The following is a 25,458-nucleotide window of genomic DNA, read 5'->3' on the forward strand; positions in this document are numbered from 1 at the left end:
GGTGGTGCAGCAGTACGCAAGCTGGACCGCGTCATCGTTCTTCGCGGGCAAGCCTCGCTCCTACAGGGGCGGCGGCGTTGCTGGTTTTTGTGTGAAATAGTTGACCAAGCAACCGCTTGGTTGACTACGCTTGGTCCAGACCACAAACAAAGGAGCGAGTCGCATGTCAGCCGCTTTTCGTTTGCCGCTGGACGTCTTCTACGAGCGCGAAGCCCGTCATCCCCGCCAGCGCTTCCTGGTCCAGCCCATGGGCGGCGGACAGGTCGAGACCCTGACCTGGGCCGACGTCGGTTATCAGGCCCGATGCGCCGCGCATTGGCTACGCGCGCGGGAACTGCCCCAAGGCAGCCACATCGCCCTGATCTCGAAAAACTGCGCGCACTGGATCATCGCCGACCTGGCGATCTGGATGGCCGGGCATGTCTCGGTGCCTTTGTACCCGAATCTCACGGCCGAGTCCGTCGCCCAGGTACTGGAACATTCGGAAGCAGCATTGGCGTTCATCGGCAAACTCGATGACTGGCCCGGCATGTCCCGCGGGGTCAATTCCGATCTGCCGACCATCAGCCTGCCATTGCACCCGCCCGGCACTTTCGATTTCAGCTGGGCCGACCTGCAAGCGAGCTCGCCGATCCAGGATGATCCCAAGCCCTGCGCCGACCACTTGGCGACGATCATTTACACCTCCGGCACCACCGGCCTGCCCAAGGGCGTGATGCACAGCTTCACCAACCTGGGGTTTGCCACCACCCGTGGCACGCAATTGTTCGGTCTCAACGAGTCGGACCGGCTGCTGTCCTACCTGCCGCTGTCCCACGTTGCCGAGCGGATGTTCGTCGAACTGGCGTCGATCTATAGCGGGCAAACCGTGTTCTTTGCCGAGAGCCTAGACACCTTCCTGACCGATCTGCAGCGTGCGCGGCCGACCGTAATGTTCGGTGTGCCGCGAATCTGGACCAGGTTCCAGATGGGCGTGTACAGCAAAATTGCGGCAAAGCGTCTCGACTTTCTGCTGGGCTTGCCGGTCATCGGCAAGCAGGTGGGGCACAAAGTCCTTGCCGGATTGGGGCTGGATGCCTTGCGCGTGGCCTTGTCCGGCGCCGCGCCCGTGCCGCAGTCCTTGCTGCTGTGGTACCAAAAGCTGGGGCTGGATGTGCTGGAGGTCTACGGCATGACCGAGAACTGCGGCTATTCGCACGTTGGCCGGCCCGGTGAGAACAAGCCTGGCTGGATCGGCAAGCCTTGTCCGGAGGTTGAAGTGCGCATAGCCGGATCGGGCGAGGTCCTGGTGCGCAGCGGTGCGACCATGCTCGGGTATTTCAAGGAGCCGGAAAAAACCGCCGAGACCCTCACTGAAGACGGCTTCCTGCGCACCGGTGACAAGGGTGAGGAAGACGCCGAAGGCAATCTGCGCCTGACCGGGCGCCTGAAGGAAATCTTCAAGACCAGCAACGGCAAATACGTCGCCCCGGCACCGATCGAAAATCGGCTGGCGGTGCATTCGCGGATCGAGCAGGTGTGCGTGGTCGGCGATGGATTGAGTGCGCCGCTGGGTTTGTGCGTGCTCTCGGCGGTCGGGCAACAGGACGCGGGCGGCACCGCGCGCGCAGGCCTGCATTCCAGCCTGGAAAAGCTCCTGGAGGAGGTCAACGCGGTGCTCGACAATCATGAGCGCTTGCGGCGGCTGGTGGTGGTCAAGGACAGTTGGGCCGTGGAAAACGGCTTTCTGACGCCGACCCTGAAGATCAAGCGCAACATGATCGAAGCGGCTTACGGTGCCCGGTTCGCAGAATGGAGCGAGCGCAGCGGGACGGTGCTGTGGCAGGATTGAGTCGCGAATAAAACCAACAAAGGAAAATCAGCAATGAGTTTGTGGCGTACCACTCCCAACATCGAGCAGTTGAACGCAATCCAGAAAAACACCATCGGCGAAGTGCTGGATATCCGCTTCGAAGCCTTCGATGAAGCGTCCCTGACCGCCAGCATGGTCATCGACCACCGCACTCACCAACCTTACGGCTTGCTGCACGGCGGCGCCTCGGTGGTGCTGGCCGAATCCGTTGGCTCCATGGCCAGTTACCTGTGCATCGACACCAGCAAGTTTTATTGCGTGGGCCTGGAAATCAACGCCAACCATTTGCGTGGACTACGCAGCGGGCGGGTGACGGCGGTGGCCAGGGCGATTCACATTGGACGTACAACCCATGTCTGGGACATTCGGCTGAGCAGTGACGAGGGCAAGGCCAGTTGTGTATCGCGGTTGACCATGGCGGTGGTGCCGTTGGGTGAGAATCCGCCGGCGCGTTGATTGATGGTTGATTGATGGTCAAAAGATCGCAGCCTGCGGCAGCTCCTACACCGCGTACCCTGCGATCTTTTGATATTTGCGACATTTCCTACCACCATTGCTGACAGTTATGGTCATTGCTGTAGGCCCTCGTCTTACGGACAATCAACGCCTGTTCTAGCTCATGGATTTGCCGGTATGTCGCAACAGATTTTTTTCGCCCACGCCAATGGCTTTCCTTCGGGAACCTACGGCAAATTGTTCGCGGCGCTGGCGCCCGAGTATCAGGTGACGCATCTGGAGCAGCACGCCCACGACCCGCGTTTCCCGGTGGACGACAATTGGCACAACCTGGTCGACGAGTTGATTCATCACCTCAGGCAGCAACCGGAACCGGTGTGGGGTGTCGGCCACTCCTTCGGCGGTGTGTTGCATTTGCATGGGGCCCTGCGTTGCCCCGAGCTGTATCGCGGGGTGGTGATGCTCGATTCGCCGGTGCTGACCCGTACTGATCAATGGGTCATCCGCGCCGCCAAGCGCTTTGGTTTCATCGACCGCCTGACCCCGGCCGGTCGCACCCTGGGCCGTCGCGAAGAGTTCGCCGATCTGCAAGCTGCACGACTGTATTTCGCCGGCAAGACCTTGTTCCGTGGTTTCGACCCGGAATGCTTCGATGCTTATCTGCAACACGGTTTGCAAAAGGCTGGCGACAAGCTGCGCCTGCGTTTCGACCCGGCCACGGAAATCAGCATCTACCGAGGCGTGCCCCACACCAGCCCTGGCCGGGCCCGGCAGTTGAAAGTGCCATTGGCGGTGGTTCGCGGGCACAAGAGTCGGGTGGTCATGCGTCATCAAGCAAGCACAGTCGGGCGCATGCCGCTGGGTGAGTCATTGACCATGCCCGGCGGCCACATGTTTCCGCTGGAACGTCCCCAGGATACGGCCATGCTGCTGAAGAATCTGTTCAGCCGCTGGGAAGATCGCCGCCAGCAGGATTGCGCATGAGCCATGTCGTCGAAGAAGTTCGCCTGAGCCTGCCACATATCGAATTGGCGGCGCACCTGTTTGGCCCCGAGGACGGATGGCCGGTGATCGCCTTGCACGGCTGGCTGGACAACGCCAACAGCTTTGCCCGGCTGGCACCGAAGCTCAAGGGGCTGCGCATCGTCGCCCTGGACATGGCCGGTCATGGTCACTCCGGGCATCGGCCGGCGGGTGCCGGTTACGCGCTCTGGGATTACGCCCATGACGTGTTGCAAGTGGCCGAACAACTGGGCTGGAAACGCTTCGGGTTACTGGGGCACTCGTTGGGGGCGATTGTTTCTCTGGTGCTGGCCGGGTCATTGCCGGAGCGGGTAACCCACCTGGCCTTGATCGACGGCATCATTCCTCCTGCAGACAAAAGCGAAAATGCCGCCGAGCGCATGGGCATGGCCTTGCAAGCCCAACTGGATCTGCGGGAGAAACGCAAACCGGTCTACAACACCCTGGATCGCGCCATCGAAGCACGGATGAAAGGTCTGGTGGCGGTCAGTCGCGAGGCCGCCGAGCTGTTGGCACAACGGGGCCTGATGCCGGTGCCGGGCGGTTACACCTGGCGCACCGATAACCGTCTTACATTGCCATCGCCGCTGCGTCTGACCACCGAACAGGCGATGGCCTTCGTCCAGCGGGTCAGCTGTCCTGCCAAACTGGTGGTCGCGGCCGACGGCATGCTCGCCAAACATCCCGAGTTGCTGGAACGTCTACCCTTCAGCCATGAACAGCTGCCTGGCGGCCATCATTTGCACTTGAATGACGCAACCGGCGCCGATCTTGTCGCAGACTGTTTCAATCGGTTCTTCGCCGTTCCTTGACTTGCGCCGGGCAACTGTCGAGGCTGGGCGGGTTGAAATGGGAGACAACCATGATAGATCTCTACACCGCTGCGACCCCGAATGGCCACAAGGTCTCTATCGTGCTCGAGGAACTCGGCCTGCCCTACAGGGTGCACGTCTTGAGTTTCGACAAGAAGGAACAGAAATCCGAGGACTTCCTCAAGATCAATCCCAATGGCCGGATTCCGGCGATTGTCGATCGTGCCAACGGCGATTTTGCCGTGTTCGAATCCGGCGCCATCCTTATTTATCTCGCTGAACTGAGCGGCAAGCTGCTGCCCGGGGACCCGAAAGGGCGCTCGGTGGTCCTGCAGTGGCTGATGTTCCAGATGGGCGGAATCGGCCCGATGCAGGGACAGGCCAACGTGTTTTTCCGATATTTTCCGGAGAAGCTGCAGGGCGCCATCGACCGTTACCAGCATGAAACCCGTCGTCTTTATGAAGTGCTCGACACGCGCCTGCAAGCGGTAGAGTTTCTGGCGGGCGAGTACAGCATTGCCGATATTGCGACCTTTCCATGGGTTCGTGGTCACGAGTGGTCCGGTGTCGAAGTGCAGGGCTTGTCCGCCTTGCAGCGCTGGATGGCGACCATGGAGGCGCGCCCGGCAGTACAGCGTGGTCTGCTGGTGCCCGAACGCATCGATGAGGCCAGCATTGTCAAAGGTGCCCAGGCCATGCTGATCCGATGAGCCTGGCCATGCGTTCATTCAGTCTGCTGGCGCTGTGCTGTTTCAGTCCTCTGTTGTTTGCCGCCGATGTCCCGGGCAGTCAGGACCTGCCCATCGTGCCGCGCGTTACCGATGCGCAGATCGTCGACTATCGCCCGACGGCCGAGCTCGAGCGAATCTATCCGCTGGGTTCGATCCGCAAGATCAGCGGCCAGCTGCGCTTCGATGGTCAGGTCAGCGCCCGTGGCAATGCGACCTCGGTCACCTACGAGCTGCCACCGGAGCACTCTTCGATCGAAGCCTTCACGGCCGCCCGCGAAGCCCTGCAGAAGCAGGATGCCGAGTTGCTGTTCTGGTGCCAGGCCCGGGATTGCGGGGAAAGCAGTTTGTGGGCCAATGATGTCTTCGGCAACGCCAAGCTCTATGGCGCCGACGATAGGCAAGCGTATCTTCTGTTGCGTCTGGCGGCGCCGCAGGACAACACACTGGTGGCGCTTTACAGCATCACTCGCGGCAATCGCAAAGCCTATCTGCACGTCGAACAATTCGACGCCGCGGCACCGCTGGGCAATTTGCTGCCGACTTCCGCGACCTTGCTGCGCGAGCTCAAGAGCACCGGTGAGCTCGATTTCCCCAAGCTGACCGGCGATCCTGACGAGACCTGGCTGCGCTTGATCTCCCGTGGATTGAATCTGGACACAACCTTGCGGGTCAGTGTTTCCGGGCCTCAGGCCGAAGCCTGGCGCCAGGCCCTGATCGGGCAGGGTGTGCGTACGGCCAGAATGGAAGCCGGCAGTGTCGAAGGCTCTGGCCTGCACCTCGAGCTGTTGCGATAAGCTCTATTGGGTGAACATGCTCGCATGTTCACCTACTTTTTTGCGGACTGACTTTTTTCGAGACTGGGATGATCAATAACGATCGGCTGTTGGTGCAGATCCTGCTCCTGGTGCTGTTTGGCGCGAGCTTCTGGGTGATGGCGCCGTTCTGGTCAGCGTTGTTCTGGGGCGCGGTGCTGGCGTTCGCCAGCTGGCCGCTGATGCGTTTGCTGACCCGCTGGCTCAACGGGCGCGAATCCCTGGCGGCGGCGCTGCTGACCATGGGCTGGATGGTGCTGGTGGCGGCGCCGCTGGTTTGGCTGGGGTTCAACCTGGCGGACCATGTGCGCGATGCCACGGCGTTCATCAAGGATGTGCAGGTCGATGGCTTGCCCGAAGCACCGGTCTGGCTGGGCAGTATTCCCTTGGTGGGGGAGCGGCTGGTGGGGATCTGGAACAGTATCGATCAGCAGGGCGCGGCGATGATGCTGGCGATCAAGCCCTATCTGGGCCAGGTCGGTAACTGGTTGCTGGCGCGCAGTGCGCAGATCGGCGGCGGGATTCTCGAACTGACGTTGAGCATTGTCTTTGTGTTCTTTTTCTACCGCGACGGGCCGCGGTTGGCGGCGTTTGTTCATGGCTTGCTGCAGCGGCTGATCGGTGATCGAGCCGGCTATTACATCGAACTGGTGGCGGGAACGGTGCAACGCGTGGTGAACGGGGTGATCGGGACGGCGGCGGCTCAGGCGGTTCTGGCGTTGATCGGGTTCCTGATTGCCGGGGTTCCCGGGGCGCTGGTGCTGGGGGTCGTCACGTTTTTGCTGAGTCTGATTCCGATGGGGCCACCGCTGGTGTGGATTCCGGCCACGGCCTGGCTGGCCTGGAAGGGTGAATACGGGATGGCGGTGTTCCTCGGGTGCTGGGGGATGTTCATCATCAGTGGGGTCGACAACGTGCTCAAGCCTTACCTGATCAGTCGGGGCGGTAATTTGCCCTTGGTGATTGTGTTGCTCGGGGTGTTTGGCGGGCTGATTGCGTTTGGGTTCATCGGTTTGTTTATCGGGCCGACCTTGTTGGCCGTGGCTTACAGCTTGCTGACCGACTGGAGCAAGAGTCAGGCTCGGGTTGACGATCGCCGGCCTTGAGTGGTCTCGCTGGTGCGCTGTTCATCCAGGCAGGTGATGTTGTTTGTGGGCGTGTCAGGTGTGTATCGAACTCGACACAATGGGCGCAGGAGCTAGTCTTGCTGGAGCCGCCTCGATGATTTACCGATCATCGGGTCCCGCAGCGCCGTTGGTTCCGCTACAATGCGCGCCGATTTCGACCTGCCTGAGAGCCCACTCATGTCCGCCTGCCAGACGCCTATCATCGTCGCCCTGGATTTCCCTACCCGTGACGCCGCACTGAAGCTGGCCGATCAGTTGGACCCGAAGCTGTGCCGGGTCAAAGTCGGTAAAGAACTGTTTACCAGTTGCGCCTCGGAAATCGTCGGCACCCTGCGTGACAAGGGTTTCGAAGTATTCCTGGACCTCAAGTTCCACGACATCCCGAATACCACCGCCATGGCCGTCAAGGCGGCTGCGGAAATGGGCGTGTGGATGGTCAACGTTCACTGTTCCGGTGGTCTGCGCATGATGGCCGCCTGCCGCGAAGTGCTCGACCAGCGCACCGGCCCGAAGCCGCTGTTGATCGGTGTGACCGTGCTGACCAGCATGGAACGTGAGGACCTGGCGGGTATCGGTCTGGACATCGAGCCGCAGGAGCAGGTGCTGCGTCTGGCCGCACTGGCGGAAAAAGCCGGGATGGACGGTCTGGTCTGTTCGGCCCTGGAAGCCCAGGCCCTGAAATCGGCTCACCCGTCGCTGCAACTGGTGACCCCGGGGATTCGTCCGGCGGGCAGCGCCCAGGACGATCAGCGCCGTATTCTGACCCCGCGTCAAGCGCTGGATGCCGGTTCCGACTATCTGGTGATCGGCCGGCCGATCAGCCAGGCGGCGGATCCGGCCAAGGCCCTCGCGGCCGTAGTGGCCGAACTGGCTTAAGCGGCGCCTGCTAAACCATTCGCGGGCAAGCCTCGCTCCTACAGGTCTTGTGTCGATCGCATGACATGGTCACGACACATGACCTGTAGGAGCGAGGCTTGCCCGCGAAGCTTTTAAACCTTCAACACCAACTTCCCGAAATTCTCCCCGCTGAACAATTTCATCAGCGTCTCCGGGAACGTCTCGAGTCCTTCGACGATGTCTTCCTTGCTCTTGAGCTGCCCCTTGGCCATCCAGCCCGCCATTTCCTGCCCGGCTGCGGCGAACTGTGCGGCGTAATCCATCACCACGAAACCTTCCATCCGCGCGCGGTTGACCAGCAACGACAGGTAGTTGGCCGGGCCTTTGACCGCTTCCTTGTTGTTGTACTGGCTGATGGCGCCGCAAATCACCACCCGTGCCTTCAGGTTCAGGCGGCTCAGCACGGCGTCGAGGATATCGCCGCCGACGTTATCGAAGTACACATCCACACCTTTCGGACACTCGCGCTTGAGCCCGGCGTGGACGTCCTCGTTCTTGTAATCGATGGCACCGTCAAAGCCCAGTTCGTCGATCAGGAACCGGCACTTGTCGGCACCGCCCGCGATGCCGACGACGCGGCAACCCTTGAGCTTGGCAATCTGCCCGGCAATGCTGCCCACCGCGCCGGCCGCACCCGAGAGCACCACGGTGTCACCGGCCTTGGGCGCACCGACGTCGAGCAGGGCGAAGTAGGCGGTCATCCCGGTCATGCCCAGGGCCGAAAGATAGCGCGGCAGCGGTGCCAGTTTCGGATCGACTTTGTAGAAACCACGTGGCTCGCCGAGGAAATAATCCTGCACACCCAAGGGACCGTTGACGTAGTCCCCGACCGCAAAACCCGAATTGTTCGAAGCAATGACCTGGCCGACACCCAATGCACGCATGACTTCGCCGATACCCACTGGCGGAATATAGGACTTGCCCTCGTTCATCCAGCCGCGCATGGCCGGGTCCAGGGACAGGTATTCGTTTTTGACCAGAATCTGACCCGCGGCCGGTTCGCCGACCGGTACTTGCTGATAGGTAAAGGTCTCGCGGGTTGCCGCACCCACCGGACGTTTGGCGAGCAGGAACTGGCGATTGGTCTGGGTAGTCATGACAGGCACTCAAGATGAATGAAGTCTTGTTGATAGCCCTTCATGATCGATGCCGCAAGTCGGGCCGATGCTGCGAATACAGTCTGATCCAGAACAGTGATGGCTGGCCTGGTGGTTTTATCACTGCCACTCATGGGCACTCAACCGGCCTTCTGATAGTGCTGCCGTGCTACGGATGCCTGTGGCTAGACTGCGGCACACGAACCCCCGCATCTTCTCTACAAGGACATAACAATGAGCATGAGGTTTTCCGGCCAGGTGGCAGTGGTGACAGGAGCGGCCGCCGGTATTGGTCGCGCAACTGCCCAGGCGTTCGCCGCCGAAGGCTTGAAAGTGGTGGTTGCCGATCTCGACTTGGCGGGTGGCGAGGGCACGGTGGAGTTGATTCGCACAGCGGGCGGTGAAGCAACGTTCGTGCGTTGCAACGTGACGCTGGAGAGCGATGTAAAAAATCTGATGGACGCAGTAGTGAATGCCTACGGCCGTCTCGACTATGCCTTCAACAACGCCGGCATCGAGATCGAGAAAGGCAAACTGGCCGAAGGTACGATCGACGAATTCGACGCGATCATGGGCGTCAATGTCAAAGGTGTCTGGCTGTGCATGAAGTACCAATTGCCCTTGCTGCTGGCTCAGGGCGGTGGTGCGATCGTCAACACTGCTTCGGTGGCCGGCCTGGGCGCTGCGCCGAAGATGAGTATCTACGCGGCCTCGAAACATGCAGTGATCGGCCTGACCAAATCGGCGGCCATCGAATACGCCAAGAAAAAGATTCGCGTGAATGCGGTGTGTCCGGCGGTGATCGATACCGACATGTTCCGCCGCGCCCATGAGGCGGATCCCAGGAAGGGCGAATTCGCCAATGCCATGCATCCGGTGGGTCGCATTGGCAAGGTCGAGGAGATTGCCAGCGCGGTGCTGTACCTGTGCAGCGACGGTGCAGCGTTCACCACCGGCCACTCGTTGGCGGTGGACGGAGGTGTCACGGCATTCTGACCAGGCACTGCCGGGGGGTAGGAGCAAGCTTGCTCCGGGCGGCGTTCCGACGATGGACGTTAACGATGACGCGTGCTGTCTGGAAGAACGCGTCGCCCTCTGGTTCTTCGCGAGCAATCGAGCGTCGACCGGCTGCTCCTACAGGGTATTACCCACCTTCATGTGATTTTCAGCTTCGGCGATGGCGCCGGACAATGTGTTTCCAATGGTTAGAACCGAAGATTCTGGCGGCGTTGTCGCACGTCCCGTTCAGCATTCCTGTGATTAACTGTTCCAGCAGAACAAACAGGAGTTGCATGCTCATGGAATTGAGAATCGATCGACAGGCCTTGGTGCCGCTCGTCCAGCAAATTGTCGATGCGCTGGCGGGCTGGCTCCGTCAAAGCGAGGTATTGCCGGGCACGCGTTTACCTTCTGCGCGGCAAATCGCGCGGGATAATCTGCTCAGTCAGTCCAGCGTCGTTGAGGCGTGTGAGCGCCTGGTCGCTGAAGGGGTACTGGCGTCGCGTCAGGGTAGCGGCTTTTTTGTTGCCGACCCGGCATTGGCTGTTCGCAGGCAACGGGATTACCCCTGGTTCGAAGGCGCGGCGGTCAGGCACGATGGCGTCTTTGGTGAACTGAAGCTGGGCTGTGGTGGATTGCCCGTCAGCTGGCGCGAGACTGACGACCTGGGGTACGCGATCCGTCAGGTCAGTCGCACCGACATGGCGGGTCTTTTCAACTACGGCACCCCGCTGGGTCTGCCAGCCTTGCGCCAACAAATTATCAAGCGCCTGCTACAACTGGATATCGCCGTGCAGGAGCGCCAGGTCCTGACAACGGCGGGCGCCAGCCAGGGGCTTGATCTGATTGTGCGCACCTTGCTCAAGCCGGGGGAGTGCGTGGTGGTGGAAAGTCCCGGGTACTCGACGCTGTTCGAGCTGCTCAGGCTGCACGGCGTCAACATGATCGAGGTGCCGCGAACGCCGAGCGGGCCCGATATCGAAGTGCTCGAGGCGCTGCTCCTGCAGTACCGGCCCCGTGTATTGTTCATCAACAGTTTCTATCACAATCCAACGGGCAGCAGCCTGGCGCCGAAGGTGGCCCGGCGGGTTCTGCAACTGGCGAAAACCCACGGTGCGCTGGTCGTCGAAGATGACGTCTATGCGGATTTATCCAGCGGACCCGGTACGCGGCTCGCCGCGCTGGATACCGCGGACATCGTGATCTACGTCGGCAGTTTCTCCAAAACCCTCAGCAGCTCGTTGCGGGTCGGTTTTGTAGTAGCCGGCACCGGGGTTGTTTCGCGACTGGCCGAGGTCAAGATGATCAGCAGCATGGGCACCTCACGGTTTTGCGAATCGGTGCTGGCTTGCCTGTTGGCCAGTGGTGCCTACCGCAAGCTGGTACAGCGACAACGCCAGCGTTTGAACAGCGACCGCGAGGCCGCCTTGCAAGTGCTCGAAGACGCCGAGTGGGAGGTCTTCGGCAAGCCCGCCGGGGGCTTGTTCATCTGGGCGCGATCGCGGATGGCCGACTACGCTCAGGTGCGGGCGCAGGCACAGCGCTTCGGCGTCCTGCTGTCTTCTGCGACGGCCTTCAGTCCCACCGGCGAGCCCGGTGACTGGCAGCGTATCAATGTGGCCTATGCCGGTGATCCGCGAGCCCGGGCGTTTTTTCAAGCCACCACTGTGGATCGACCTCAAGCGTTCTGACAGCGCACTTTCGGCGCTGATGCGGTCTTTTGAACTTGGCGGCCTGGTAGCCGTGACCCCGCGACGTAGTAACGTGGGATCTATCTGGAACTGGCAAAACGCCTTCGCCGGCAAGCCTGGCTCCTACGCGAATCAGTCGTAAACCACTTTCTTCTTCCAGTCCGCATCAGCCTCGAAGTCCTTGAGGCCTTCGGTCAGCTGGTTCACTTCGCCTTCAGCCAGCGTGATGTTATCCATGACCTGGGCGTTGGCCCGGGCCAGGAGCTTTTCCAGGTATTCCAGTTGTTCGGCATACACCTTGGGTTCCTGCTGTTTGCGCAGGTATTGCACACCGCGTTCGAACGCCAGGCGGGCTTGACCGGGCTGGTTCTGTTGCAGGGAGTGTTGGCCAAGGTTATTGAAGAGTTCGATGTGCAGCAGGACCAGGAGGTGGCGGACTTCGCGGATCCAGCGCTTGGCTTCGTTGGTTGGCAGGAAGCCATCATGTGCGGCGCGGGTGATCTGGCCGTGCAGGGCTTCGAGCAGGTAACGTACGTCCCTGGCTTTGGCTTCGGTCTGGATCGGTGCCGGAGGATTGTTGACCGGGATCGATTCGCCCTGGGCGACCAAGGCATCCAGTTCGGCAATCCGTGCCTTCATCGTGGTGTTGGATTTTTCCAGGTTGAGCAGGCGCTGGCAGACGTTCAGTTCCAGACGGGTCAACAGCAGTTTGAGTGCAGGTGTCATCAACTGACCGGGAAAAGTCTCGGTGATTTCGCCACAGCGGCGCAGGCGATCGTTCAGCTCGATCCGGGTACGGGCCTTTTCCAGTTTGTTGTTTTCCACCACATGGTTCATGTAGCCAATGGCGATCAATAGTGCGATCCCGGCTATGGCTAGCAAGGTGATCATGAGTGGTGTCACGGGTAAGGCCTCTTTATGGGGTTCGCGTGCGAGTTTAGTGGCTTGGCAGGGAGCGCCCAGGACCGCTCGACGGGGTGGATCGGTTACCGTTGTGCTTGTATCGGCTGCAACCCTGCTTATGTAAGTAATAGTAGGTTGATGGGCATATTGCCATCATTCAAGCCGTGGGTGGACTATAACGCCTTGGCAGGCGTCAGAATATAGACGTCAAACAGCGGGCCACGGACAAGCCGGGTCGGTGTCCGAAAGCAGGGCGAAGTCATTGATTTAAATAAATTTATATCTGGGGGTTGACGACCCCTCAATCCATCCATAGAATGCGCGCCACTTACAGCGGAAAGCAAACAGCGAAACGCGGTAGGGAGTGAATGTTGTACGTGTGTCCCCTTCGTCTAGTGGCCTAGGACACCGCCCTTTCACGGCGGTAACAGGGGTTCGAGTCCCCTAGGGGACGCCAATGCGGGAATAGCTCAGTTGGTAGAGCACGACCTTGCCAAGGTCGGGGTCGCGAGTTCGAGTCTCGTTTCCCGCTCCATTTTTAAACAGCGTTGCTTTCGGGCAGGGCTGAGTGAAACCAGAACCAAGTCTTCGGATGCGGGTCTGGGCACCGAAACACACACCATGTGTTCCGGGCAGCGTGTCCCCTTCGTCTAGTGGCCTAGGACACCGCCCTTTCACGGCGGTAACAGGGGTTCGAGTCCCCTAGGGGACGCCATTTGCGGGAATAGCTCAGTTGGTAGAGCACGACCTTGCCAAGGTCGGGGTCGCGAGTTCGAGTCTCGTTTCCCGCTCCAATTTCACAAAAACGCCGCTCATGGAGCGGCGTTTTTGTTTGCGCGCGATATATAGCCGCGACAATAAAAAAGGCCCGCCAGTCAGACTGTGCGGGCTTTTTGCATGTTCGGTGTTTTCTACATCGACAGAATCAAACGCCCGGCAAACAAAATCAGAATCACCCCCATCGACCGCTCGAACCAGTGCCCCATGCGCATGAACAGCAATCGCACCCGGGCACTGGAAAAAAACAGGGCGACGATGACAAACCACAGGGCATTCACGAAACACATCCAGACGCCATACAGTGCCTGAATCTTCAGAGGTGTCGTGGCGCTGATGAGGCTGGTGAAGATCGCCAGGAAAAACAACGTGGCCTTGGGATTGGTGGCGTTGGTCAGGAAACCTGTGGTGAACGCCTTCAACAGCGTTTGCTCGATCACCGGTTGGTCCGCACCTTTGTCGCCTTCCAGTACGGTTTTGGGTTGGCTGCGCACCAGGCTGACGCCGAGGTACAGAATGTAGGCGCCGCCCACCACCTTGGCCACCGTCAACAGCCAGGGGGTGGAGTGCATCAATGCGCCGACACCGAGCAGGGTGTAAAGCACATGCACGGAAATGCCCGCACCGATGCCCAGCGCCGTGCAGATCCCGACCAGGCGGCCGAAACGCACGCTTTGACGGATGGTCACCGCGAAGTCCGGTCCGGGTGCGACCACGGCGAGGAAGTGGATGGTCGCCAGCGCCAGAAACTCGCCAAGGTAATTCGAAAGCATCTCAACTCCAGAAAGTAAGGGGTGAAGCATTGCCGCGATAGCCGACAAAGAAGGAAAGGCTCAAGCGCGGGTCGGCCACTCCCGGCGTCACCGAGTGCATGCGGCGCGAGTTGAACATGATGAAGTCACCGGGCTCAGGGCGAATCTCCAGAGTCGCAGGGCCGAGCAGGGACGGGTCGATGCCGTAGCTGTCGCCACGCATCTCGTCGAATTGGTCCGGGGAAATGTCGTCGTCCCACATCTGCAATGCACCACCCTCGGTGGGCATGTTCAGGTAAACGTTGCAGGCGAATTGTGCTTCCAGGCTTCTGGCCTGGTAACTGTCCGGGGCGTCCTTGGCGAAAATGTCATGGTGGGCGAGGAAACACACGCCAGGCTTCACCACCCGGGACAGCCCGACAAACATTTTGCGTCCGTAAAGGTTTTCCAGGTGCGCACCCGCTGGCCAGGATTCGTCGAGCATGCAGCGCAGGGTGTCGACCGGGGACGAGTAGGGCGCACATCGGTTGCGCAATTCCGCCATGTTGCGGGTGGCGCGTGCGAAATAATCCTCGATCAACAGCGGCCGGTTTTCCGCTTCATAAAACGCCATGCCGATGCGACCGATGCTGGGCGCGTTGATGTAGCCTTCGAAGCCGGGGGCGAGGATCTTGTCGCCAATCTGAATCGCCATCGATCGGGGCAGCAAGCCTTTGACGCGAATGGCGAGGACTTCTTCGTGGGCCAGTTTTTTTATGCACGTCTCATCGAGACGCTCGACGTCAAGCATCATGGTTCAGGTCCATCTATCAGAGGCAGCGGAACCTGCGGATGCGGGTTGCGCCGGCGTCAGGCGATGCCGGCTCGGCATCGCCAAAATGCTCAGTTCACATCGTAGTGAACTGACAGCGTGCCCTTCTTCTGCGAAACGGCAGCGATCGAAACCGAGCCCAGATCCTTCAGGCTACGTACATGGGTGCCGCCGCAACCGTAGGCAGGCAAGTCACCGAAACCGATTTCCCTGGCGCCTTCGCGCAATGACGTCAGGCGTGGCAGGTCGTGGGCAATCCACTGCTCGATGCCGTGCTGAACAGTCCGGGCATCAACGTCCTGTGCCGAATCTTCGGGTTTGAACTGCACTCGTCCTTCGCCTGGCCAGTGATGCCCCTTGATCGGCATCCAGCCCATGGCCTGAACAAAGTGACCGATCAGATGGCCGGCGGAGTGCATGCGTGTGTTGAACTGGCGACGCTGTTCGTCGACCCGAATCTGGACCATGCCGAGTTTTACCGGGCGATCGACGAAATGGATGATCCGGCCCGGATCCTGAACCACGCGCAACACCTGGCTTTCACCGATCCAGCCCGTGTCGAAGGGCTGTCCGCCGCCTTGAGGATGAAACAGCGTGGCGCGCAGCACCACCGCGAATTCGTGCTCGCAGGGCGTGCAATCCAGCACTTCCACGTCGGCCTTGAGATCATCACTATGGAAAAACAGGCGAAGCGTCATAGTCCATGACCTTATTGAAGTTTCTATTTTTTATTATATGGAGAGCACAATTGCGTGATAATCCGTTCAAACATCAAAGGACTGTTGCGTTTTGAGCATAAATCTTCCACTGCCACTGCTGGGTGAAATGGCGATTTTCGTCAAGGTCGTCGAGACCGGCAGTTTCTCCGAGGCCGCTCGCCAGTTGGGTTCCTCGCCCTCGGCAATCAGTCGCAGCATTTCGCGTCTGGAGAAGGCGCTCGCCACCCGTTTGCTGCAACGCACCACCCGTAAATTGCGCCTGAGCGACGGTGGCGAGGAAGTGTTCAAGCGCTGCCAGGAAATGGTCAGCGCGGCCAAGTCGGTGATGGAAATCAGCGGCCAGTTCACCCACGAAGCGCAAGGGCTGGTGCGCGTCAGCGTGCCTAAAGCGGTGGGTCGGTTCGTGATTCATCCGCATATGCCGGAATTTTTGCGGCGTTATCCCAAAGTCGATGTGGAGTTGTTGCTCGAAGACCGTCAGGTGGACTTGATCGACGACAACGTCGACCTGGCGATTCGCATTACCGATCGGCCACCCGCCGGTCTGGTGGGACGGCAACTGCTGACCATCGACCATTTGCTCTGCGCAACGCCGCAGTATTTGGCCGAACACGGCACGCCGACCCACCCCCACGACTTGCTCGAGCACAGTTGCATCTACCTGGGCGAAACCCCGAGCGATGCGCGGTGGAAATTCAAGAAAGGCACCAAGGCTGTGACCGTCGGTGTACGCGGACGTTATGCGGCCAATCACACCGGTGTGCGACTGGGCGCAGTGCTGCAGCACATCGGGATTGGCAGCCTGCCGTATTTCACTGCGCGTTATGCGTTGGAGCAGGGGCTCATCGTGCAGGTGTTGCCGGACTGGACCTTCCTCGCGTCCTACCACGGCGGTGCCTGGCTGCTGCATTCGCCGACCCGTTATCTACCGCCCAAGCTTCGGGTGTTGATCGATTATCTGGTGGAGTGCCTGGAGAAGGAGCCGACCCTAAGTAAGCCGGGCAAGCCAGGGGCGTCGGCCAAAGTCGCGGCGCAATATGAGTTGCCCGAGAGTGATGGGTTGTTCTGACGGGCCCCTTCGCGGGCAAGCCTCGCTCCTACAGGGGTAGCGCAAAACCTGTAGGAGCGAGGCTTGCCCGCGAAGGCGCCCGCCCGGTCACTGCATAATTCGGCAATGCCAAAAAAAGGCCCGCATGAATCACCATGCAGGCCTTTTGATTGCTGACCGCGAATCAGTGCTTGCTGTCGTCGTTCGACATCGCCAGCAGCTGTTTTTCCTGGTTCCAGTCGAAGGGTTCGTCGTTCTGTTCGGCTTCGAAACGACGCTCTTCCAGTGCCTGGTACAGGTCGATCTCATCGTCGGGCATGTAGTGCAGGCAGTCACCGGCGAAGTACCACAGCAGGTCGCGCGGGACCAGGTGGGCGATTTGCGGATAGCGGGTAATCACCTGGCACAAAATGTCCTGGCCCAGGTATTGGCTTTCGATCGGATCGACCGGCAGCAACGCGCGCAGTTCGTCGAAGCGCTCCAGGAACAAGGCATGGCTTTCTTCGGGAACCTGATCGGCCTCACCTACGGCGACCAGGATGCTGCGCAGGTGGTCGAGCAAAACGAGATGATCGGCAACGATGTTGGACACGAGATAAGTCCTCAAGAGCAAAACGGGCGCGGGAGTATAAAGCGCCCGCGCCGTTTTTTACATGGTGGACGGGATCAGCGGACCTTTCCTTTGGTCAGCGCCAGTTCCTCTTTGTCGAAATCATCGACATCGATCACCTTGCGCCGCGCTGCTTCGGCATCACGCAGGGTTTGCGCCTCCACAGGCTGCAACACGCCGGCTTCCAGCGCTGCATCGATGACAGGTTCGCCCACCGCCGGTTTGACCTGACCGCTTTTGAGCGCCTCATGCAGTTTTTTCTGCAAGGGCTGCGCCGCGTTCAACAGGTTGCAGGCGTGTTGCAGTGCGCCGACAGCGTCATCGGCCGATTGCGGACGGTAGCAACCGCCGAGCAATTCTTCGAGGGTCGGATCGCCCTTGGCCCGGCCAATCACCGCCGCGACTTCTGCGCCGAGCTTGTCCGAGGGGCCTTTGTGACGACGACCAAGCGGGAATACGATCGCCCGCAGCAGGCAACCCAGCACCTTGTTCGGGAAGTTGCTCAGCAGCTCATCGAGTGCGCGCTCGGACTGCCCCAGGCTTTCTTCCATGGCCCAGGTAAACAACGGTGCCATATGGTCCGGTGAGTCGAGGTCGTGGTAGCGCTTGAGTGCGGCGCAGGCGAGGTACATGTTGCTGAGTACATCCCCCAGGCGCGCCGACAAGCGTTCGCGGCGTTTCAGTTCACCGCCCAGCAGCATCATGCTCAGGTCGGCGAGCATGGCGAACGCAGCGGCCTGGCGATTGAGGGCACGGAAGTAACCCTGGCTGAGCGTGTTGCCGGGCGCGTGTTCGAAATGCCCCAGGCCGAGGTTCAGCACCAGGGTGCTGGCGGCGTTGCCCACGGCGAAACCGATGTGCTTGAGCAGCAGGCCATCGAACTCGGTGAGTGCCTGGTCCTTGTCTTCGCGGCTGGCGAGGGCCATTTCCTTGAGCACGAAAGGGTGGCAGCGAATCGCGCCCTGGCCGAAGATCATCAGGTTGCGCGAGAGAATGTTCGCGCCTTCCACGGTGATGAAGATCGGCGCGCCATTCCAGCTGCGACCGAGGTAGTTGTTCGGCCCCATGATGATCGCCTTGCCGCCGTGCACGTCCATGGCGTGGCTGATGCACTCGCGACCGCGTTCGGTGAGGTGGTACTTGAGAATCGCCGACAGTACCGACGGTTTCTCACCGAGGTCCACTGCGTTGGCGGTCAGCATCCGCGCGGCGTCCATCATCCAGGCATTGCCGCCGATGCGCGCCATGGCTTCCTGGATACCTTCGAAGGCCGACAGCGGCACGTTGAACTGCTCCCGAACCTGCGCGTATTGGCCGGTCACCAGGCTGGTGAACTTCGCCGCGCCGGTGCCCACTGCCGGCAACGAAATCGAACGCCCGACCGACAGGCAGTTCATCAGCATCATCCAGCCTTTGCCGAGCATTTCCTGGCCGCCGATGAGGAAGTCCAGAGGGATGAACACATCCTTGCCCGAGTTCGGGCCGTTCATGAACGAAGCGCCCAGGGGCAAGTGACGGCGGCCGATTTCGACGCCGGCGGTGTCGGTCGGGATCAGCGCCAGGCTGATGCCCAGATCTTCTTCGCCGCCCAGCAGGTGATCCGGGTCGTAGGCCTTGAACGCCAGACCGAGCAGGGTGGCTACAGGGCCCAGCGTGATGTAGCGCTTTTCCCAGTTCAGGCGCAGGCCAAGGGTTTCCTGGCCTTCCCATTGTCCTTTGCAAATCACCCCGGTGTCGGGCATCGCGCCAGCGTCGGAACCCGCCAGAGGGCCGGTCAATGCGAAACAGGGGATGTCGTCACCCCGTGCCAGTCGTGGCAGGTAGTGGTTGCGTTGTTCGTCGGTGCCGTAATGCAGCAACAGTTCGGCCGGGCCGAGGGAATTGGGGACCATCACCGTGGAGGCGAGGTCGCCGCTGTGGGTAGCCAGTTTCATTGCGACCTGGGAGTGAGCATAGGCAGAGAAGCCTTTGCCGCCGAATTCCTTGGGAATGATCAGGGCGAAGAAGCCGTTTTCCTTGATGTGGGCCCAGGCTTCTGGCGGCAGGTCCATGTCTTGCCCGATCTGCCAGTCGCTGACCATGGCGCACAGTGCTTCGGTCGGGCCGTCGATAAAGGCCTGTTCTTCTTCGCTCAGTTGCGCTTTGGGATAGGACAGCAGTTTGTCCCAGTCCGGACGACCGCTGAACAGTTCACCGTCCCACCACACCGTACCGGCGTCGATGGCCTCGCGTTCGGTTGGCGACATCGGCGGCAGGGTTTTCTGGAACCAGTTGAACATCGGCGCACTGAAATATTTGCGGCGCAGGTCGGGCAGCAATAGCGGGGCCGCGGTGGCCGCGAGCAACACCCAGAAAATCAGCAGCAACCCACCCGGTGCACGGCTGAAAATGCCCATCGCCAACAGATAGACAGCAACGATGCCCATGGCGGGCAGCGGGGCGATGCGGCGGTGAGCCAAATAAGCGATCCCGACAACCAGAACCAGTATCCACAACAGCAGCATATTTAATCCTCCGTGAAACCAGGGCAAAACCAGCCTTCAGAGCTTAGACGGCATCCGTAAAACAGGGTGGTCAGAGCGATGTGATTGAATTCGTAGGAAACCGTGATGAATTTTGTAGGACTGATGGGCGAGTCCCGGCCGCTTCCTCGATAGTGACCACCCGTCGGTGGTGGAGTTCGCCGAAAAACATCGGGGCAGTAGTCGCGCCCCTGAAACGTTCTTTTTCGAGCACCTGGAAAAGTGCTACCCGCATCTGTTCAGCGAGCAACTGCCGGTGCTGCCGGGGGCTATGCAGAGCGATTTGAGTCGCGCCTGATCCGGCGTATGCTGCCTGCGCATTCATCCATAAAGAGGCGGTCATGCTGAAGATCTGGGGTCGGAAAAATTCGTCGAATGTCAGAAAACCTTTGTGGGCCGCCGAGGAGCTGGGCCTGGCCTATGAAGCGATCGATGCCGGCGGCGCCTTTGGTGTAGTCGATACACCGGAGTACCGCGCGATGAATCCCAATGGTCGCGTGCCGGTGATTGAAGACGACGGTTTCGTGCTGTGGGAATCCAACACCATCGTGCGTTACCTGATGGCCCTGCACGCGAACGGCACTGCCTGGTACCCGGAGAATCCGCAAGCCCGCGCGGCCGCCGAGAAGTGGATGGACTGGACCACTTCAAGTTTTGCCGGCCCGTTCCGCACGGTGTTCTGGGGCGTATTGCGCACGCCGCAAGACAAGCAGGACTGGTCCGCCATCAAGGCTGCGATCAAGGAGTGTGACGATCTGCTATCGATGGCCGATCAAGCGCTGGCGACCCAACCTTACCTGTCGGGCGATGAAATCGGCATGGGCGACATTCCCCTCGGCAGTTTCATTTATGCCTGGTTCGAGATGCCGATCGAGCGTGCGCCACAGCCTAATCTTGAAGGCTGGTACGCACGACTGAAGCAGCGTCCGGCCTACAAGAAAGCCGTCATGACCGCGTTGACTTAATACTCACTATCGACACACTTGACTGTACTTGTGTGGCGGCGACAAGCACCATTGCGTCCATGCGCTGCGGTTGCATTGCTCGCCGCCCGCCCTTGTTTATTCTTTTCTTCACTTCTTGGTGCGTAAATCCGATATGAGTTCCGCTCTGTCCATCCGGCAGCTAACCAAAACCTACGGCAACGGTTTCCAGGCCTTGAGTGGTATCGATCTGGACGTCGCCGAAGGTGATTTTTTCGCCTTGCTCGGCCCTAACGGCGCTGGCAAATCCACGACCATCGGCATTCTCTCGACCCTGGTGAACAAGACCGGCGGCACGGTGAATATCTTCGGCAACGACCTGGACAAGCACCCGGCGCAGCTCAAGCGCTCCATAGGCGTGGTGCCCCAGGAATTCAACTTCAACCAGTTCGAAAAGACCTTCGACATTGTCGTGACCCAGGCCGGTTACTACGGGATCCCGCCGAAAATCGCCAAGGAGCGCGCCGAGCAATACCTGACCCAGCTTGGCCTGTGGGACAAGCGCGATGTGCCATCGCGTTCGCTGTCCGGCGGCATGAAGCGACGACTGATGATCGCCCGTGCGCTGGTCCACGAACCACGCCTGCTGATCCTCGATGAACCGACGGCGGGTGTGGACATCGAACTGCGTCGCTCGATGTGGACCTTCCTTACCGAGCTGAACAAGAAAGGCATCACCATCATCCTCACCACCCACTACCTGGAGGAGGCTGAGCAGTTGTGCCGCAACATCGGCATCATCGACCACGGCACCATTGTCGAGAACACCAGCATGAAGCAGTTGCTCGGCCAACTGCATGTCGAAACCTTCTTGCTCGACATTAAAAACAATCTGAGTGTCGCGCCGCCATTGCTCGGTTACCCGACCAGGCTGCTCGATAGCCACACCGTGGAAGTCCAGGTGGACAAGGCCATGGGCATCACCGCGCTGTTCACCCAGCTGGCGCAGCAGAACATCGAAGTGCTGAGCCTGCGTAACAAAACCAATCGCCTCGAGGAGTTGTTCGTGTCCCTGGTGGAGAAAAATCTGTCGAAGGTGGCGGTATGAGTTCCGAGCTGCAACCCAATCTCGTTGCACTCAATACCATCGTCTACCGTGAGGTCAGGCGCTTTACCCGGATCTGGCCGCAGACCTTGCTGCCGCCGGCCATCACCATGGTTCTGTACTTCGTGATCTTCGGCAATCTGATCGGTCGGCAGATCGGCGACATGGGTGGCTTCACCTACATGGAGTACATCGTGCCGGGACTGATCATGATGTCGGTGATCACCAACTCCTACGGCAACGTGGTCTCGAGTTTCTTCGGCAGCAAGTTCCAGCGTTCCATCGAGGAATTGATGGTGTCGCCGGTGTCGCCGCATACGATTCTGATCGGCTACACCCTGGGTGGCGTGCTGCGCGGATTGATGGTCGGGGTCATCGTGACGCTGCTGTCGCTGTTCTTCACTCATTTGCAGGTGCATCATCTGGGGGTGACCATTCTGGTGGTGGTGCTGACCGCTACGATTTTCTCGCTGCTGGGCTTCATCAACGCGGTGTTTGCGCGCAACTTCGATGATATCTCGATTATCCCGACCTTCGTGCTGACGCCGCTGACATACCTGGGCGGGGTGTTTTACTCGATCAGCTTGCTGCCGCCGTTCTGGCAGACCGTGTCACTGGCCAACCCGGTGCTGCACATGGTCAACGCTTTCCGCTACGGGATTCTGGGCGTTTCGGATATCCGGATCAGCGTGGCGATTACCTTCATGCTGGTGGCGACTGTGGTGTTGTATATCGGTTGTGCGCGGTTGCTGGTGAGTGGGCGCGGGATGCGTACCTGACGAGAGACCGCGTCGTCTGCTTCGCGGGCAAGCCTCGCTCCTACAGCGAAAGCGTCAGCCCGGACACCACAAAAAAACGGCCTCCCCAACAAGGAGGCCGTTTTGCATTCACTGCATCCGCTTTTTCTTGCGCCGCGCCCATTGCCGACTCACCCACCAGCGCCAATACATCATCACCAGGCAATAAGCCAAGCCTCCGAGCACCAGCCCCACCACCACCGATCCCAGCAAAAACGGCTGCCACAATGTCGAGAGTTGGCCGCTGATCCACTCCCAGGTCAGTGCATCCGGCAAATGCCGGGCAGGGACATCCATCAACCAGGCACCGGTCTGGTACGTGCAGAAGAACACGGCCGGCATGGTGATCGGGTTGGTCAGCCAGACCAGGCTGACGGCGATCGGCATGTTGCCGCGCACGATGATGGCGAGGATGGCGGCCACCAGCATTTGCAAGGGGATCGGCAGAAAAGCCGCGAACAGACCCACTGCCATGGCCCGGGCGACGGAGTGTCGGTTGAGGTGCCAGAGGTTCGGGTCATGCAGCAGAGTGCCGAGAAAGCGTAAGGACTTGTGTTCCCTGATGCTCGTCGGGTCTGGCATGTAACGTTTGAATAAGCGCCGGGGCATAAGGCTTCTCGGTCGGTCAAGGCGGCAAGTATGTCTGGATTCCATGAACCGCCCATTCAGACTTTGTGACAATTGATAACCGTGGTCGTGCGATAAGTTAGCTATGCCTAGGGATGGAACTCTCAAGGACGGGCTTATGCGCATAGGGATGATGGCGCTGGCGCTGGGTCTGCTGACCCTGCGTTTTTTACCGGTACTACCGCCGGTCTGGTTTTGGCTGTCGTTGCCGGTAGCGGCTTTGATGTTGCTGCCGTTTCGGACGTATCCATTGGCCTTTTTCCTGTTCGGCTTCAGTTGGGCATGTGCGAATGCGCAGTGGGCCCTGGATGATCGCCTGCCCATCAATCTGGATGGCGAAACCCGTTGGGTGGAAGGGCGGGTGGTGGGATTGCCCCAGAACGGAGAGGCGGTGGTGCGTTTCGAATTGGCGGACGCCCGCTCGCGACGCGAGACTGTCCCGCCATTGTTGCGCCTGGCCTGGTACGGCGGGCCCCCGGTCAACAGCGGCGAACACTGGCGACTGGCGGTGAAATTCAAACGTCCTGCCGGGCTGCTCAATCCCCATTCCTTCGATTACGACGCCTGGCTGCTGGCACAACGCATCGGCGCCACCGGGACGGTCAAGGATGGCGTGCGCCTGAAGGAAGCCCGATGGGCCTGGCGCGACGGCATCCGCCAACGCTTGCAGGCCGTGGATGCCCAAGGTCGAACGGGGGCGCTGACGGCCTTGGTGCTGGGGGATGGCGCCGGGCTCAGCCGCGCGGATTGGCAGGTGTTGCAAGACACCGGCACTGTGCATTTGCTGGTGATTTCCGGGCAGCACATCGGCTTGCTGGCGGGGCTGGTGTACCTGCTGATCGCCGGCCTGGCCCGTTATGGCCTGTGGCCAAGCCGTTGGCCCTGGCTGCCATGGGCCTGCGGGCTGGCCTTTGGCGCAGCGCTCGGTTATGGGTTGCTGGCCGGCTTCGACGTGCCCGTGCGGCGCGCCTGCGTGATGATCGGCCTGGTGCTATTGTGGCGGCTGCGCTTTCGTCACCTCGGTGCCTGGTGGCCATTGTTGCTGGCGCTCAACGGCGTTCTGCTGCTGGACCCGCTGGCGAGTCTGCAACCGGGGTTCTGGCTGTCTTTTGCGGCGGTCGCCGTGTTGATTTTCATTTTCGGCGGCCGCCTGGGTCCCTGGCGCTGGTGGCAATCCTGGACCCGCGCCCAGTGGCTGATCGCGATCGGTCTGGGCCCGATATTGCTGCTACTGGGGTTGCCGATCAGTCTCAGCGGGCCGCTGGTCAATCTGCTGGCCGTGCCCTGGATCAGTCTGGTGGTGCTGCCGCCAGCCTTGCTGGGGACACTGCTGTTGCCCGTTCCTTATGTCGGCGAAGGCTTGCTGTGGGTGGCGGGTGGCTTGATCGATCTATTGTTCAAGGGGCTTGCACTGATGGCCGGGCGTTTCCCCGCGTGGGTACCGGCGGCGGTGCCGGTGTGGATAGGGGGCTTGGGCGCACTGGGTGCCTTGCTGCTGTTAATGCCTCGAGGCGTGCCCATTCGCCTGCTGGGTTGGCCGCTGCTGCTGTTGCTGGTATTTCCACCCCGGCAACTGCTGCCGCAGGGCACGGCCGAAATCTGGCAACTGGACGTCGGCCAGGGGCTGGCCATCCTGGTGCGCACCCGTCATCACACGCTGTTGTATGACGCCGGGCCACGTTTCGGTGATAACGACCTCGGTGAGCGCGTGGTGCTGCCGACGCTGCGCAAGCTGGGCGTGAATGCTGTCGACCTGATGCTGATCAGCCACGCCCATGCCGATCACGCCGGCGGGGCGCAGGCTGTCGCCAAAGGGTTGCCGGTGATGCGCGTACTCAGTGGCGAACCCCTGGAGTTGCCCGCCGTGCTGCAAGCCGAGGCCTGCGAGAGCGGCCGGCAATGGACCTGGGACGGTGTGCAGTTCGCGCTCTGGCAATGGGCAGCAGCCCGCGAAAGCAATCCAAAATCCTGCGTGTTGCAGATCGAAGCCAACGGCGAGCGGCTGCTGCTGACCGGTGACATCGACACCGCGGCCGAGCGAGCCTTGCTCGACAGTCCCCTGGCGGTGACCACCGATTGGTTGCAGGCGCCGCATCATGGCAGTCGCAGTTCATCTTCGCCGGCGCTGCTTGCCGCGTTGCAACCCGCGGCGGCGCTGATCTCCCGTGGCCAGGGCAATGCCTTCGGCCATCCCCATCCCACGGTAATAGCGCGCTATAAACAGCGTGGCATGGCGATCCATGACAGCGCCGAACAAGGTGCCATCCGTCTGCAACTGGGGCAATTCAAGCCGGCGTGGGCAGTGCGCCAGGAACGGCGTTTCTGGCGACCTGCACCCTGATCGCGAGCTAACGAAGCCCGACCGGA

23 protein-coding genes, 4 tRNA genes and 1 pseudogene are annotated in these 25,458 nt (G+C 60.5%); 20 read left to right on the forward strand and 8 right to left on the reverse strand.

Annotated features, from left to right (window positions below; genetic code table 11):
* Positions 1–163: 163 nt before the first annotated feature.
* The 8 genes from F8N80_RS10330 (at position 164) to pyrF (ending at position 7,689) form a co-directional block, all read left to right on the forward strand.
* Positions 164–1,831, forward strand: a complete 1,668-nt coding sequence (locus F8N80_RS10330) for an AMP-binding protein (RefSeq protein WP_150783807.1) — start codon at positions 164–166, stop codon at positions 1,829–1,831.
* 33 nt (positions 1,832–1,864) lie between these two features.
* Positions 1,865–2,308 carry a hotdog fold thioesterase gene (locus F8N80_RS10335; RefSeq protein WP_150746705.1) on the forward strand — a complete coding sequence of 148 codons (444 nt, stop codon included), beginning with the start codon at positions 1,865–1,867 and terminating at the stop codon, positions 2,306–2,308.
* Between the two features lie 177 nt (positions 2,309–2,485).
* Positions 2,486–3,292 carry an alpha/beta fold hydrolase gene (locus tag F8N80_RS10340; RefSeq protein WP_150783808.1) on the forward strand — a complete coding sequence of 269 codons (807 nt, stop codon included), beginning with the start codon at positions 2,486–2,488 and terminating at the stop codon, positions 3,290–3,292.
* The gene (locus F8N80_RS10345) at positions 3,289–4,143 is read left to right on the forward strand and encodes an alpha/beta hydrolase (protein ID WP_150746703.1); all 855 of its coding nucleotides are present in this window, start codon (positions 3,289–3,291) and stop codon (positions 4,141–4,143) included. The genes F8N80_RS10340 and F8N80_RS10345 overlap by 4 nt, the downstream gene beginning before the upstream one ends.
* Before the next feature lie 50 nt (positions 4,144–4,193).
* Positions 4,194–4,853 carry a glutathione S-transferase family protein gene (locus tag F8N80_RS10350; RefSeq protein WP_150783809.1) on the forward strand — a complete coding sequence of 220 codons (660 nt, stop codon included), beginning with the start codon at positions 4,194–4,196 and terminating at the stop codon, positions 4,851–4,853.
* A gap of 8 nt (positions 4,854–4,861) precedes the next feature.
* Positions 4,862–5,668 (forward strand): DUF4892 domain-containing protein, encoded by an 807-nt coding sequence (locus tag F8N80_RS10355; RefSeq protein ID WP_150783810.1) that lies wholly within the window; start codon positions 4,862–4,864, stop codon positions 5,666–5,668.
* Positions 5,669–5,736: 68 nt separating this feature from the next.
* Positions 5,737–6,792: an AI-2E family transporter gene (locus F8N80_RS10360; RefSeq protein ID WP_150746700.1), complete on the forward strand. Its 1,056-nt coding sequence runs from the start codon at positions 5,737–5,739 to the stop codon at positions 6,790–6,792.
* A gap of 198 nt (positions 6,793–6,990) precedes the next feature.
* Entirely contained in the window at positions 6,991–7,689 is a 699-nt protein-coding gene (gene pyrF / locus F8N80_RS10365; RefSeq protein ID WP_008148060.1) for an orotidine-5'-phosphate decarboxylase, read from the forward strand.
* Between the two features lie 113 nt (positions 7,690–7,802).
* Here pyrF and F8N80_RS10370 read toward each other — a convergent pair whose 3' ends face one another.
* Positions 7,803–8,807, reverse strand: a complete 1,005-nt coding sequence (locus tag F8N80_RS10370; RefSeq protein ID WP_150746699.1) for an NADP-dependent oxidoreductase — start codon at positions 8,805–8,807, stop codon at positions 7,803–7,805.
* Between the two features lie 234 nt (positions 8,808–9,041).
* On the opposite strand from F8N80_RS10370, the gene F8N80_RS10375 reads away from it, so the two are divergent.
* Both F8N80_RS10375 and F8N80_RS10380 read left to right on the forward strand, forming a co-directional pair.
* Positions 9,042–9,803, forward strand: coding sequence for an SDR family oxidoreductase (locus F8N80_RS10375; protein ID WP_150783811.1), 762 nt, complete (start codon positions 9,042–9,044; stop codon positions 9,801–9,803).
* Positions 9,804–10,105: 302 nt separating this feature from the next.
* Positions 10,106–11,497 carry an aminotransferase-like domain-containing protein gene (locus F8N80_RS10380; RefSeq protein ID WP_150783812.1) on the forward strand — a complete coding sequence of 464 codons (1,392 nt, stop codon included), beginning with the start codon at positions 10,106–10,108 and terminating at the stop codon, positions 11,495–11,497.
* Positions 11,498–11,629: 132 nt separating this feature from the next.
* Here F8N80_RS10380 and F8N80_RS10385 read toward each other — a convergent pair whose 3' ends face one another.
* Positions 11,630–12,388 carry a hypothetical protein gene (locus tag F8N80_RS10385; RefSeq protein ID WP_191632902.1) on the reverse strand — a complete coding sequence of 253 codons (759 nt, stop codon included), beginning with the start codon at positions 12,386–12,388 and terminating at the stop codon, positions 11,630–11,632.
* Between the two features lie 393 nt (positions 12,389–12,781).
* Here F8N80_RS10385 and F8N80_RS10390 point away from each other — a divergent pair.
* From F8N80_RS10390 to F8N80_RS10405, 4 genes are all read left to right on the forward strand, one after another.
* A tRNA-Glu gene (locus tag F8N80_RS10390) sits at positions 12,782–12,857 on the forward strand.
* A 2-nt stretch (positions 12,858–12,859) separates the two neighbouring features.
* A tRNA-Gly gene (locus F8N80_RS10395) sits at positions 12,860–12,935 on the forward strand.
* Positions 12,936–13,039: 104 nt separating this feature from the next.
* Positions 13,040–13,115, forward strand: a tRNA-Glu gene (locus F8N80_RS10400).
* Positions 13,116–13,118: 3 nt separating this feature from the next.
* Positions 13,119–13,194 (forward strand) — tRNA-Gly (locus F8N80_RS10405).
* Positions 13,195–13,311: 117 nt separating this feature from the next.
* On the opposite strand, the gene F8N80_RS10410 is transcribed toward F8N80_RS10405, so the two are convergent.
* The 3 genes from F8N80_RS10410 to F8N80_RS10420 all read right to left on the reverse strand — a co-directional run bounded on the left by F8N80_RS10410 (position 13,312) and on the right by F8N80_RS10420 (position 15,438).
* Positions 13,312–13,950, reverse strand: coding sequence for a LysE family translocator (locus tag F8N80_RS10410; RefSeq protein WP_150749036.1), 639 nt, complete (start codon positions 13,948–13,950; stop codon positions 13,312–13,314).
* Between the two features lies 1 nt (position 13,951).
* Entirely contained in the window at positions 13,952–14,722 is a 771-nt protein-coding gene (locus F8N80_RS10415; protein WP_150749035.1) for a 2OG-Fe(II) oxygenase, read from the reverse strand.
* Positions 14,723–14,811: 89 nt separating this feature from the next.
* Positions 14,812–15,438 carry an alanyl-tRNA editing protein gene (locus tag F8N80_RS10420; RefSeq protein ID WP_150783814.1) on the reverse strand — a complete coding sequence of 209 codons (627 nt, stop codon included), beginning with the start codon at positions 15,436–15,438 and terminating at the stop codon, positions 14,812–14,814.
* A 91-nt stretch (positions 15,439–15,529) separates the two neighbouring features.
* Between F8N80_RS10420 and F8N80_RS10425 the strand changes: the two genes are divergently transcribed.
* Complete coding sequence (locus F8N80_RS10425; RefSeq protein WP_150749033.1) at positions 15,530–16,528, forward strand: LysR family transcriptional regulator; 999 nt, start codon at positions 15,530–15,532, stop codon at positions 16,526–16,528.
* A 163-nt stretch (positions 16,529–16,691) separates the two neighbouring features.
* Here F8N80_RS10425 and F8N80_RS10430 read toward each other — a convergent pair whose 3' ends face one another.
* Together F8N80_RS10430 and F8N80_RS10435 are read right to left on the reverse strand one after the other, a co-directional pair.
* Entirely contained in the window at positions 16,692–17,099 is a 408-nt protein-coding gene (locus tag F8N80_RS10430) for a PA2817 family protein (protein WP_008032949.1), read from the reverse strand.
* Positions 17,100–17,173: 74 nt separating this feature from the next.
* Positions 17,174–19,621, reverse strand: a complete 2,448-nt coding sequence (locus tag F8N80_RS10435) for an acyl-CoA dehydrogenase (RefSeq protein WP_150783815.1) — start codon at positions 19,619–19,621, stop codon at positions 17,174–17,176.
* Positions 19,622–19,829: 208 nt separating this feature from the next.
* Here F8N80_RS10435 and F8N80_RS10440 point away from each other — a divergent pair.
* The 4 genes and pseudogenes from F8N80_RS10440 to F8N80_RS10455 all read left to right on the forward strand — a co-directional run.
* A pseudogene (locus F8N80_RS10440) lies at positions 19,830–19,937 on the forward strand (cysteine protease); the annotation flags it as partial.
* Between the two features lie 43 nt (positions 19,938–19,980).
* Complete coding sequence (locus tag F8N80_RS10445) at positions 19,981–20,604, forward strand: glutathione S-transferase family protein (protein ID WP_150783816.1); 624 nt, start codon at positions 19,981–19,983, stop codon at positions 20,602–20,604.
* Positions 20,605–20,737: 133 nt separating this feature from the next.
* Positions 20,738–21,670 carry an ABC transporter ATP-binding protein gene (locus F8N80_RS10450; RefSeq protein WP_150749030.1) on the forward strand — a complete coding sequence of 311 codons (933 nt, stop codon included), beginning with the start codon at positions 20,738–20,740 and terminating at the stop codon, positions 21,668–21,670.
* Entirely contained in the window at positions 21,667–22,446 is a 780-nt protein-coding gene (locus F8N80_RS10455; RefSeq protein ID WP_122839120.1) for an ABC transporter permease, read from the forward strand. The genes F8N80_RS10450 and F8N80_RS10455 overlap by 4 nt, the downstream gene beginning before the upstream one ends.
* A gap of 108 nt (positions 22,447–22,554) precedes the next feature.
* On the opposite strand, the gene F8N80_RS10460 is transcribed toward F8N80_RS10455, so the two are convergent.
* On the reverse strand, positions 22,555–23,073 hold the full coding sequence (locus F8N80_RS10460) for a DUF2062 domain-containing protein (protein WP_150744408.1): 519 nt from the start codon (positions 23,071–23,073) through the stop codon (positions 22,555–22,557).
* A 136-nt stretch (positions 23,074–23,209) separates the two neighbouring features.
* On the opposite strand from F8N80_RS10460, the gene F8N80_RS10465 reads away from it, so the two are divergent.
* On the forward strand, positions 23,210–25,432 hold the full coding sequence (locus F8N80_RS10465) for a DNA internalization-related competence protein ComEC/Rec2 (RefSeq protein ID WP_150783817.1): 2,223 nt from the start codon (positions 23,210–23,212) through the stop codon (positions 25,430–25,432).
* The last annotated feature ends 26 nt before the right edge of the window (positions 25,433–25,458 follow it).

Source organism: Pseudomonas fluorescens, assembly GCF_902497995.1.
GTDB lineage: Bacteria > Pseudomonadota > Gammaproteobacteria > Pseudomonadales > Pseudomonadaceae > Aquipseudomonas > Aquipseudomonas fluorescens_BK.

Bases quoted from the DNA above. Each gene is read 5' to 3' on its own strand.
- F8N80_RS10360 (WP_150746700.1), top strand. From the start codon at position 5,737: ATGATCAATAACGATCGGCTGTTGGTGCAGATCCTGCTCCTGGTGCTG.
- F8N80_RS10335 (WP_150746705.1), top strand. From the start codon at position 1,865: ATGAGTTTGTGGCGTACCACTCCCAACATCGAGCAGTTGAACGCAATC.
- F8N80_RS10465 (WP_150783817.1), top strand. From the start codon at position 23,210: ATGCGCATAGGGATGATGGCGCTGGCGCTGGGTCTGCTGACCCTGCGT.
- F8N80_RS10340 (WP_150783808.1), top strand. From the start codon at position 2,486: ATGTCGCAACAGATTTTTTTCGCCCACGCCAATGGCTTTCCTTCGGGA.
- F8N80_RS10460 (WP_150744408.1), bottom strand. From the start codon at position 23,073: ATGCCCCGGCGCTTATTCAAACGTTACATGCCAGACCCGACGAGCATC.
- F8N80_RS10350 (WP_150783809.1), top strand. From the start codon at position 4,194: ATGATAGATCTCTACACCGCTGCGACCCCGAATGGCCACAAGGTCTCT.
- F8N80_RS10330 (WP_150783807.1), top strand. From the start codon at position 164: ATGTCAGCCGCTTTTCGTTTGCCGCTGGACGTCTTCTACGAGCGCGAA.
- F8N80_RS10355 (WP_150783810.1), top strand. From the start codon at position 4,862: ATGCGTTCATTCAGTCTGCTGGCGCTGTGCTGTTTCAGTCCTCTGTTG.
- pyrF (WP_008148060.1), top strand. From the start codon at position 6,991: ATGTCCGCCTGCCAGACGCCTATCATCGTCGCCCTGGATTTCCCTACC.
- F8N80_RS10380 (WP_150783812.1), top strand. From the start codon at position 10,106: ATGGAATTGAGAATCGATCGACAGGCCTTGGTGCCGCTCGTCCAGCAA.
- F8N80_RS10450 (WP_150749030.1), top strand. From the start codon at position 20,738: ATGAGTTCCGCTCTGTCCATCCGGCAGCTAACCAAAACCTACGGCAAC.
- F8N80_RS10375 (WP_150783811.1), top strand. From the start codon at position 9,042: ATGAGCATGAGGTTTTCCGGCCAGGTGGCAGTGGTGACAGGAGCGGCC.
- F8N80_RS10445 (WP_150783816.1), top strand. From the start codon at position 19,981: ATGCTGAAGATCTGGGGTCGGAAAAATTCGTCGAATGTCAGAAAACCT.
- F8N80_RS10420 (WP_150783814.1), bottom strand. From the start codon at position 15,438: ATGACGCTTCGCCTGTTTTTCCATAGTGATGATCTCAAGGCCGACGTG.
- F8N80_RS10410 (WP_150749036.1), bottom strand. From the start codon at position 13,950: ATGCTTTCGAATTACCTTGGCGAGTTTCTGGCGCTGGCGACCATCCAC.
- F8N80_RS10345 (WP_150746703.1), top strand. From the start codon at position 3,289: ATGAGCCATGTCGTCGAAGAAGTTCGCCTGAGCCTGCCACATATCGAA.
- F8N80_RS10455 (WP_122839120.1), top strand. From the start codon at position 21,667: ATGAGTTCCGAGCTGCAACCCAATCTCGTTGCACTCAATACCATCGTC.
- F8N80_RS10415 (WP_150749035.1), bottom strand. From the start codon at position 14,722: ATGATGCTTGACGTCGAGCGTCTCGATGAGACGTGCATAAAAAAACTG.
- F8N80_RS10370 (WP_150746699.1), bottom strand. From the start codon at position 8,807: ATGACTACCCAGACCAATCGCCAGTTCCTGCTCGCCAAACGTCCGGTG.
- F8N80_RS10385 (WP_191632902.1), bottom strand. From the start codon at position 12,388: ATGATCACCTTGCTAGCCATAGCCGGGATCGCACTATTGATCGCCATT.
- F8N80_RS10435 (WP_150783815.1), bottom strand. From the start codon at position 19,621: ATGCTGCTGTTGTGGATACTGGTTCTGGTTGTCGGGATCGCTTATTTG.